The organism is Methylosinus sp. Sm6, from assembly GCF_019802345.1.
GTDB lineage: Bacteria > Pseudomonadota > Alphaproteobacteria > Rhizobiales > Beijerinckiaceae > Methylosinus.
Window position 1 is genome coordinate 88652 of record NZ_JAINDZ010000019.1, and the last position, 9731, is coordinate 98382.

The 9731-nt window shown below is 69.3% G+C and carries 5 protein-coding genes; all 5 read right to left on the reverse strand.

Going from position 1 to position 9731, the window contains the following annotated elements; genetic code table 11:
- Nucleotides 1–45: 45 nt before the first annotated feature.
- The 5 genes from K3F48_RS14055 to K3F48_RS14075 all read right to left on the reverse strand — a co-directional run bounded on the left by K3F48_RS14055 (nt 46) and on the right by K3F48_RS14075 (nt 9417).
- Nucleotides 46–624 carry an RNA polymerase sigma factor gene (locus K3F48_RS14055; protein WP_222576064.1) on the reverse strand — a complete coding sequence of 193 codons (579 nt, stop codon included), beginning with the start codon at nt 622–624 and terminating at the stop codon, nt 46–48.
- Nucleotides 625–1317: 693 nt separating this feature from the next.
- The gene (locus tag K3F48_RS14060; RefSeq protein WP_222576065.1) at nt 1318–2211 is read right to left on the reverse strand and encodes a transglutaminase family protein; all 894 of its coding nucleotides are present in this window, start codon (nt 2209–2211) and stop codon (nt 1318–1320) included.
- Complete coding sequence (locus K3F48_RS14065) at nt 2208–4724, reverse strand: circularly permuted type 2 ATP-grasp protein (protein WP_222576066.1); 2517 nt, start codon at nt 4722–4724, stop codon at nt 2208–2210. Before K3F48_RS14065 ends, K3F48_RS14060 begins: the two co-directional genes overlap by 4 nt.
- Nucleotides 4714–8010 (reverse strand): transglutaminase family protein, encoded by a 3297-nt coding sequence (locus K3F48_RS14070; protein WP_222576067.1) that lies wholly within the window; start codon nt 8008–8010, stop codon nt 4714–4716. Before K3F48_RS14070 ends, K3F48_RS14065 begins: the two co-directional genes overlap by 11 nt.
- Before the next feature lie 216 nt (nt 8011–8226).
- Complete coding sequence (locus K3F48_RS14075) at nt 8227–9417, reverse strand: GGDEF domain-containing protein (RefSeq protein ID WP_222576068.1); 1191 nt, start codon at nt 9415–9417, stop codon at nt 8227–8229.
- Nucleotides 9418–9731 lie beyond the last annotated feature (314 nt).

Sequence of the window (9731 nt, forward strand, 5' to 3'; positions counted from 1 at the left end):
GTCCGGCTTTCCTTCGATCTCATAGGCGCGCGGCCGGACCGCGGCTCAGAGCCGCAGCTCGGCCCGCGGCCGCGCCCGGGCCGAGGCGACGCGCGCGGTCTTCGCGCCGTCGGGCGCGTCGGCGGCGCCGTCGAGCGCCGCCTGGAGATGATCGACCGTGCGGCTGATGTGGCGATTGACCGTGCGCAGCGAAATGCCCAGACGCCGGGCGATCTCCGGGAAGGTCAAGCCATAGAGGCGGCTGAGCAGAAAGGTCTCGCAGCATCCGGGCGGCAGCTGCGCGAGCGAGGCCTGCAGGCTGCGAACCAGAATGGCCTCCTCGACAGCGGTCGCGAAAGGCGTTTCGCCGCCGGAGACGGCCTCGAACTCCACATCCTCGACGAGGCAGGCGGAGCGCGTCTTGCGCTTGCGCAGGAGATCCAACGCCACATTGCCGGCGATGCGATAGAGATAGCCGCGCGCGTCGGCGATGCGGCCGGCGTTCTCGAGCTCGAGGAGGCGCAGATACGCCTCCTGAACGACGTCTTCGGCGTCCTCCCGGCCGACATGGCGGCGCGCGAGACCCTGCAATGCACGGTTGTGGCGTCGATACAGCCGATCGACCGCGTCGCTCGAAAAGCGCATCAGCGGCCTCCTTTGCGGCGAGGCCGGCTTGCGGCGCGCGCCGCGTGTTCGGAGAAACCGATCGAGCGGCGGTTCGCCCCGGCTGAAAATACAGCGATGAACATGTGCGTCTCCCTCGGCCGCGCAGGCCGGCGTCATGGACGAGCCGGGCCGTCTCGCCACACGGAATCGGCGGCGAGGGAGGTTCGGCTCGATGCGTCGGAACGAATGGGGAGAGGTCAGGCCGGCGGGGCGCGGGCGCGGTGGGATTCGCAAACAGCGTCGGCCGAAGCGCGTCGCGCCGCGCATGGAGCCGGGCGGCGGCCGGGGGGGCTGTGAGATGTGAGTGGCCGTTCGGCGCTCGTCGGGTGGGACGGCTGATCGGAGCACGGCTGACACAGCAGACAATCGTCGCAGCAGCCACGCGAGCCATCGGCCGGCCCGTCCCCCTCGGCGTCGCTGCACAGCGACGCGGCGACCAGCGCATGTGTGGATACGGCCCTGAGGACAGAGGCGCGGCTCGCCTGCGTGAGCAGCGTGAGAGAGAGAAGGAACGCGACGAGGACAAGACGACGCATGTCGAGGCACCGGCTGTCGAAATCATTCAACTATTAGTTGCATAGTAAATATACTTATTCGTGACGGATGGCAATTCGCTCGCGTATAAATTGCATCCTCTTGCGCGAGGCGGCGCGCCGAGGGGCGGATCGCCGCCTAACGCGCGGCCGACGAGTCGACGGGCGTGACGCTGACGCTCACATCGAGCTTCTGGCGGCCGGCGCTGAAAATCACCCCGTCGATCGGCGAGACGTCGGCATAGTCGCGACCGACGGCGATGACGACATGGTCGTTCTCGACGAGAATCGCGTTGGTCGGATCGAGATCGATCCAGCCGTGCGGCTCGCCGCACCAGAGCGACATCCAGGCGTGCGAGGCGTCCGCGCCTTCCAGCGGCGCGCATCCCGGCGGCGGAATGGTGCGGATATAGCCGCTGACATAGGCGGCCGGCAGCCCGAGCCCGCGCAGGCCGGCGATCATGATGTGAGTGAAATCCTGGCAGACGCCGCTGCGCATCTGAAAGGCGCGGGCGAGCGGCAAAGCGACATGGGTCGCGCTCGGATCATAGACGAAATCCGCCTTGATGCGCCGCATCAGCTCCGCCGCGCCCTCGAGAATCGGCCGGCCGGGCGCAAAGCTTTCGCGCGCATAGGCGGTCGCCGGCTCATGGAGCGGAGCGAGGCGGCTCGGATAGAGCCAATGGGCAGGCGCATGAGAGTCGAGCGAGGCGGCGCCGACGGCGGCGGAGCGCACATTCTCCCAGCAGGGCGTCGCCGTCTCGGCCGGCGGCGCCGGCCGCTCGACGCGCACCCTGGCCCTCATGGCGATGCCGAGCTTCACATGCGGCGCGTCGATGCGCGCCTCGGCGACGCGATTGCCATAGAAGTCCACGCGCTCGCGCCAGTCGCCCGCAGCCGGCGTCACATCGATGCGGCCGGACAGCACGCTCTGGCCGCCGTCGCTACGCGGCAGCAGCCGCAAGGCGCAGCGCGCCGAGGCGACCGGCGCCTCATAGCTGTAGGTGGTCACATGGGTGATGTCGTAGATCACGCGAGACGGATCGGCTCTTCGAAATGCGCGGCGTCGGAGCCTTGCAGGAAGTAGCGGCCGGCGAGCGCGTCCGCAAGATTCATGAGGCGCTGCTCGACGGCGAAGATGCGCGTCGCATCGAGCATCACGGCGTCCTCCACCTCGATCTCGGCGCGCAATTTGACCGAGAGCCGCCGCGGCTGCTCCATCAGCCCGTCATGACGCAGGATCGGCAAACCGGCAAGATGCTCGTCGATGCGCGTCACCTGGAAGCACACCGAGCGCGGGTTGTAGGGATCGAGCATGGCCATGTCGAGCGCCGGCGCCAGCGCCGCGCCGGCGAGATAGCGCGAGCGATAGGTGATCTGCGAATCGATGAGCTCGAGCAAAGTGTCGAGGCTGTCGATGGTCGCGCCCTCATCGGCGAAGGCCCTCGCGAAGCGGCAGGCGTTGATGGCGCGCTCGACGCGCTTGCCGAGATCGAGAAAGGACCAGCCGGCGACGCGATTGACGTTTTCGTCGATGAGGCCTGAGAGTGCGGCGACGATATGCAGCGACTGCTCCGCGGTCTCGAGCAGCTCCGGCTCCGAGCAGAGCCCGCTCCCGAGATCCTGCAGCCGGCTCTCGAGCCGGTTGATCAGCTGCCAAATGTCCTGAGACAAACGCTCGCGGATGATGGAGGCGGCCTGGCGCGCCGCCCGCGCGACACTGAGCGCCGAGCCCGGCGCCTCCGAGCCGCCGGCCGCCGCCTGCGCCAGCTCGGCCGCCGCGAGGCGCGGCGTCTTGGCGGGCGCGGCGCCCCAGGCGAGCAGGATGCGCTCCAGCCGCTCGATCGGCTGGCGGCCGCTGTAATTGGGCGCGTCCGCCTCGGTGAGGCGGTTGCAGAGGCAGCGCACGAGGCGCAAGGTCGCCTCGGCGCGCTCGATATAACGGCCCATCCAGAAGAGATTATCCGCGGCGCGGCTCGGCAGATCGCCGACCATGCGCACGATCTCGATGTCGTCGCTGGTCGGCAGCAGGGAGGCATTGTCGATCGGCCGATCCGCCAGCACCCAGACGTCCGCCGATTGCGCGCCCGCGCCCATGGTGATGGCGCGCACGTCGAGCCGGTCCGACACGCGGCAGAAGCCGCCGGGCATCACCCGCCAGCCCTCGGCCGTCGCGGCGGCGAAGACGCGCAGCGCGAAAGGGCGCGGCGCGAGACCGCCCTCGCTCCACACCGGCGTCGTCGACAATTGCACGACCTCCTGGCCGACATAATCCATGCCGCGCGCGCGCATGAGATCGGCGAGCCGCGCGCGCTCGGCCGCATCGAACTCGCCGCCCAGGGCGACGCGCTTGCCGGGGAAGCCGGCGAGATGGTCGCCGAAGGCGGGGGCGACGGCGCGCTCGTCGAGCTCCGCCAGCACCTCGTCGCGCGCGGCGTCCTGCCCGCACCACCAGGTGGCGATATTGGCGAGCCGCAGGTCCTCGCCGAGCAGGCGGCGGGCCAGCGCCGGCAAAAAGCCGAGCAGCGCCCGCGATTCGACGAGGCCGGCGCCGGGCATGTTGGCGAGCGTGACATTGCCGTCGCGGATGGCGTCGAGGAGGCCCGGCACGCCGAGCTGCGAGGCGGCGTTCAGCTCCAGCGGATCGCACCAATCGGCGTCGACGCGCCGCCACACGACGTCGACGCGCTTCAGCCCGGCGATGGTGCGGACATGCAGCTTGCGCTCGCTGGTGACGAGATCGGCCCCCTCGACCAGCAGCAGGCCGAGATAGCGGGCGAGATTGACCTGCTCGGAATAGGTTTCGCTGAACGGCCCCGGCGTCAGCAGGCAGATGCGCGGGTCCTTCTGCTGCGCCGCCTTGGCGAGGCCGGCGCGAAAATCGCGGAAGAAGGGCGCGAGGCGCTGCACCTTCATATCGCGGTAGAGGCGCGGGAAGGTGCGGGCGAGGACCAGCCGGTTCTCGAGCGCATAGCCGGCGCCCGAAGGCGCCTGGGCGCGATCGCCGAGCACCCACCAGCGCCCGTCCGGCCCACGGCCGATGTCGGCGGCGTAGAAGCGCAGCCAGCGCCCGCCCGGCGGCGCGACGCCGGCCATGGGGCGGATATATTCGGGCGAGCCGGCGACGACGGCGGCCGGCAGCGCGCCCTCCTTCACGAGGCGGCCCTCGCCATAGACGTCGCGCAGCACGCGATCGAGCAGCTCGGCGCGCTGAGCGACGCCGGCCTCGATCTCGCGCCATTCGGCCTGCGGCAGCAGCAGCGGCAGCCGGCTCAGCGGCCAGCTGCGCTCCTTGCTCTCGCCGAGCACGCGATAGGAGACGCCCATGTCGCGAATGCGCCGGCCGGCGGCGGCGAAGCGATCGTCGATGTCGTCGCGGCCGAGGCCGGCCAGAGTGTCGAGCAGCCGTTTCCAATGCGCGCGCACGCGCCCGTCCAGCCCGACCAGCTCGTCCGGCACGCCGGCAGGCGGCGCATAGCGCTCGAGCCAGGAGGCGACGCGACGCGACGCCTCGCCGCTCGGGTCGATCGGACGTTCAGCCGGCACAGATCCTCCGCAGATCCAAGGTCAGCGGGAATTCGCCCGCCGGCTCCTCGCGCGGCGGCCGCACCCGGCCGGGCGTGTGGCCGTGATCCTGGAACCGCGAGAGCCTGCGGGCCTCCGCCTCATGCGAATTTACCGGAAACGTATCATAGTTGCGACCGCCCGGATGCGCCGTGTGATAGACGCAGCCGCCGAGCGAGCGCTCGCTCCATGAATCTATAATGTCGAAGGTGAGCGGCGAATGGGCCGCGATGTTCGGGTGCAGGCCCGACGCCGGCTGCCACGCCTTGTAGCGCACGCCGCCGACCGCGAGGCCGGAGGCGCCGGCGCTCGACATCGGCACGCGGCGGCCGTTGCAGGCGATCACATGCCGGCCCGGCACGAAGCCCTCCGCCTTCACCTCGACGCGCTCCACCGATGAATCGACGAAGCGAACCGTGCCGCCGGCCGCGCCCTCCTCGCCCATCACATGCCAGGGCTCCAGCGCCTGACGCACTTCGAGCTGCACGCCGCCATGCTCGACGCGGCCGGCGAGCGGGAAGCGGAACTCGCGCTGCGCCTCGAACCATTCGGGCTCGAACGGATAGCCGGCGCGCTGCAGATCGCCGAGCACGTCGAGGAAATCGCGCCAGACGAAATGCGGCAGCATGAAGCGGTCGTGCAAGGCCGTGCCCCAGCGAATGAGCGCGCCCTGCTGCGGCTCGCGCCAGAACCAGGCGACGAGGGCGCGCAGCAGCAATTGCTGCGCGAGGCTCATGCGCGCGTCGGGCGGCATCTCGAAGCCGCGGAATTCGACGAGGCCGAGTCGACCGGTCGGTCCGTCCGGCGAATAGAGCTTGTCGATGCAGATTTCCGCGCGATGCGTGTTGCCGGTGACGTCAACCAGAAGATTGCGGAACAGGCGGTCGACGAGCCAGGGCGGGAAGCCCGTCGTCCCCGCCTCCGGCACATTGGCGATGGCGATCTCGAGCTCATAGAGCGAATCGTGCCGCGCCTCGTCGACGCGCGGCGACTGGCTGGTCGGGCCGATGAAGAGGCCGGAGAAGAGATAAGAGAGCGCCGGATGTCGCTGCCAATAGAGGATCAGGCTCTTCAAGAGGTCCGGCCGGCGCAGGAAAGGCGAGTCGAAGGGCGTCCGGCCGCCGAGCACGACATGATTGCCGCCGCCCGAGCCGGTCTGGCGGCCATCGACCATGAATTTATCGGCGGTGAGCCGCGCGTTGCGCGCGTCCTCGTAGAGGCCGGACGTCGTCGCCACGGCGTCGCGCCAGGAATCGGCCGGATGGACATTGACTTCGATGACGCCGGGGTCGGGGGTCACCTTGATCACCTCGAGGCGCGGATCGACCGGCGGCGGATAGCCTTCGATGTGAATGGGCAGGCCCTGCGCCTTGGCGGTGGTCTCGACCGCCGTCAGCAGCTCGAGATAATCCTCGAGCGTCGGGACCGGCGGCATGAACACGCAGAGCGCGCCATTGCGCGGCTCGACGGCGAGCGCGGTTCGCACCGCGCCTTCGACCTCTAATTGCGGACTCACATCCGGCGGCGTGGAGAGCGCATTGGTTTCGTAGATTTGCTGCAGATGGAAGGGGTCCGGCAGCGGCCGGCGGATCTCGGTCGGGTCCTGCTGCCAGGAATAGGGATAGGAGGCCGCCGGAATCCACGGCAGCGAATTGATCGGCAGGCGCAGGCCGATCGGCGAATCGCCGGGCATGAGGAAGAGCTTGCCGCGCCGCAGCGGCCAGCGCTCCGACACCCAGCGCCGCTCCGCGAGCGCATTCCAGCGCTGCACCGGCAGCACGAAGCCGGTCGGCCGCGACAGGCCGCGCTCGAAGGCGCGCAGCATGCGCGCCCGCTCCTCGGCGTCGTCGATCTTCGAATCGAGCGGATCGACATTGATCGGGAGCGAGCCCTCCTTCAGCAGCCAATGCGCCGAGTCCTCATAGGCCGGGATCACATAGCGCGGGCCGAGGCCGAGGCGCTCGGAGAGATCGCCGATGAAGCGCTCGCCGTCCTCCGCGGTGGGGACGCTCGGCGCGCCGATGCGGGTGACGAGCTCGGGATCGCGCCAGATGGGCTGGCCGTCCTTGCGCCAATAGAGCGCGAAGGCCCAGCGCGGCAGGCTCTCGCCCGGATACCATTTGCCCTGGCCGTAATGCAGAAACCCGCCGCGCGCGAAGCGCTGCTGCAGCCGCCGCACCAGATCGTCGGCGCGCGCGCGCTTGGTGGGGCCGACGGCGGCGGTGTTCCACTCGGCCGATTGGAAATCGTCGATCGAGACGAAGGTCGGCTCGCCGCCCATGGTGAGCCGCACGTCATGCGCCGCGAGATCGGCGTCGACCTGCTCGCCGAGCGCGTCGAGCCGCGCCCAGGATTCGTCCGAGAAGGGCGCGGTGATGCGCGGCGCCTCGCGAATGCGCTCGACGCGCATCTCGAAGCCGAACTCCACCTCCGCCGGCTCGACGATTCCGGTGATCGGGGCGCAGGAGCGATAATGCGGCGCGCTGCACAAGGGCAGATGGCCCTCGCCGCAGAAAAGGCCGGAAGTGGCGTCGAGCCCGATCCAGCCGGTGCCGGGAATATAGACCTCCGCCCAGGCGTGCAGATCGGTGAAGTCGTGATCGGTTCCCGTCGGCCCCTCGATCGGATCGACGTCGGCCTTCAGCTGGATGAGATAGCCGGAGACGAAGCGCGCCGCGAGGCCGAGGCTGCGCAGAACCTGCACCAGCAGCCAGGCCGAGTCGCGGCAAGAGCCCGTGCCCAGCGCCAGCGTCTCGTCCGGCGCCTGCACGCCGGGCTCCATGCGGATCACATAGCGAATGTCGCGCTGCAGGCGGGCGTTGAGCTCGACGAGATAATCGACCGTGCGCAGCGGCGCGCTGGGCCGCACGCTCTCGACAAAAGCGTTGGAGAGCGGCCCCAGCCCCTCCACTTCGCGGCAGGAGGCGAGCTCGGCCTCGAGCTCCTGCGGATAGGCGAAAGGAAATTGCTCGGCGAAGGGCTCCATGAAGAAGTCGAAGGGATTGTAGACGGCGATCTCGGCGTGGAGATCGACCTCGATGCGGAACTCTTCGGCCTTCTCCGGGAAGACCAGCCGCGCCAGCCAATTTCCGTGCGGGTCCTGCTGCCAATTGATGAAATGGCCAGCGGGCAAAATCTTCAGCGAATAGCTCGGCACCCGCGTGCGGCAATGCGGCGCCGGCCGCAGACGCACGACCTGCGGCCCGAGCGCGACCGGCCGATCATATTTGTAATGGGTGACGTGGTGCAGGGCGACCTTGATCGACACGGGAGCTTGCTCGGCCTCACGAGGATGTCGCGCGACGGGCGCGCGGCGGGATTAGCTTATGGCCGGCGCGGCCTGTCAATCGCGCGGGCCTGCGAGCGCCGCGCTTTGCCGGAAATTGCCGCAGGGCGCATCCGGGGACGGCGCGCCATGCCGATGAAAACGGCGCCGCGGCGCGCGCCAATGTCGATGCGCCCCTGTCGCCTCGGTGGCGCAATGTCACGACTGCATCAGGGAAGCGGGCGGCGGGTCTCCCCAAAACGACACGCCGCCACGATTGTCGCGCTTGGCGCGATACAGCGCGGCGTCGGCGCGGGCGCACAAGACGTCCAGGGCGAGGCCGTCGCGCGGCGCCAGCGCGACGCCGATGCTGGCTCCGATGCGGATTTCCCGCCCTTCGATTTCATAGGGCGCGGAGAGGACGCGAATGATGCGATGCGCGAGCAGCCGCGCTTCGTCCTCATGCGCGATGCCGCTCTGGATGACCAGGAACTCGTCGCCCCCGAGGCGCGCCGCCATATCCTCGCTGCGCAGCGCGCCGAGCAGGCGTGCGGTCGCGGCGCGCAACAGCGCGTCGCCGAAGAGATGGCCGTAACGATCATTGACCTCCTTGAACCGGTCGAGGTCGAGACAATGGATCGCCAACGCCGTCCCCTCCGCGGGCAGCGCCGCGACCGCGTCCTCGAAGCGCTCGCGCAGGCGGACGCGATTGGCGAGGCCGGTGAGCTCGTCGCGGCGCGCCATCGCCGCATGGTCCAGCTTGGCGACGACCTGACGGCGGGTGGTCTCGTAATTGCGGCTCGCCCAATGCACGACGGCGAAGGCGAAGCCGGTCAGCAGCACGGCTTCCAGGATGAAGGCGGCGACGACATGAGGGTCCGTGGCCCCGGGCGCGCGATAGAGGAACCCGGCCACCGTCGGGACCGTGGCCAGTGCGAGGGCGATCCGGCAGAACATGGGCCGAAAGGCCACATTCGAGCTCGCGCCGCCGCCGAAGACGAAAGCGAGGCCAGAGGTCAGCATCGGCACGAGCGCCGAGTCGGGCGGATGGCCGATGGTGAGCGCGCGCGCGTTCAGCGCTCCGAGCAGCGCGGCGAAGGCGTAAATGGCGCAATCATGCATGCGCTCCCATCGCCGCGCCTGCAGCGCCGTGATCGGCTCCTTCGCGGCGCGTCGATAGGCCAGGGTGATGGCGATGCACAGCGCGATGGCGAACGCAGCGAGCAGGGTGAGGACGAGAATGCCCAAATCCTGCTTGCGGGATGTGAGCAGCAGGCCGACGCTGGTCGATGCGAGGCCTATGAACGCAACCGGCAAAATCGGCCGGACCACCACGTCGACGAGCTCGACATAGGCCGCGTCGGGGAGCCGGCCCAAAGCCGCATCCGGGGATTCCAAGCGCCGCCACATGTCTCACCCTGTCGTCGGAGCCTCTGAATGGGAGAGATAGGGGCGAGGTCGCGTCGGCGCAAAATTTCAGCTGGCGGGCGCGGCTCGAAGCTTGCCGGTTCCTTCCGGCCGGCGCATCGAGGGCCCGCGTTCGTCGAAGGGCCGCGCGTCAGACGATAGTCCTTCACCCGATCGCCCTGCGCGAGCCGACAGGGCTCCGAATTCGGGTTAACGAGCAGAGAGTTTTCAGCGTCATGGCCGCGCTTGTCGCACGGCTGTCCGGCACAAAAATTGGTTGTACAAGCGCATGACATTGATTCTAATCCGGTCCTGAG

What these genes read in the sequence shown, in the direction of transcription:
- K3F48_RS14075 (WP_222576068.1), bottom strand. Translation starts at nt 9,417, where the DNA reads ATGTGGCGGCGCTTGGAATCCCCGGATGCGGCTTTGGGCCGGCTCCCC.
- K3F48_RS14055 (WP_222576064.1), bottom strand. Translation starts at nt 624, where the DNA reads ATGCGCTTTTCGAGCGACGCGGTCGATCGGCTGTATCGACGCCACAAC.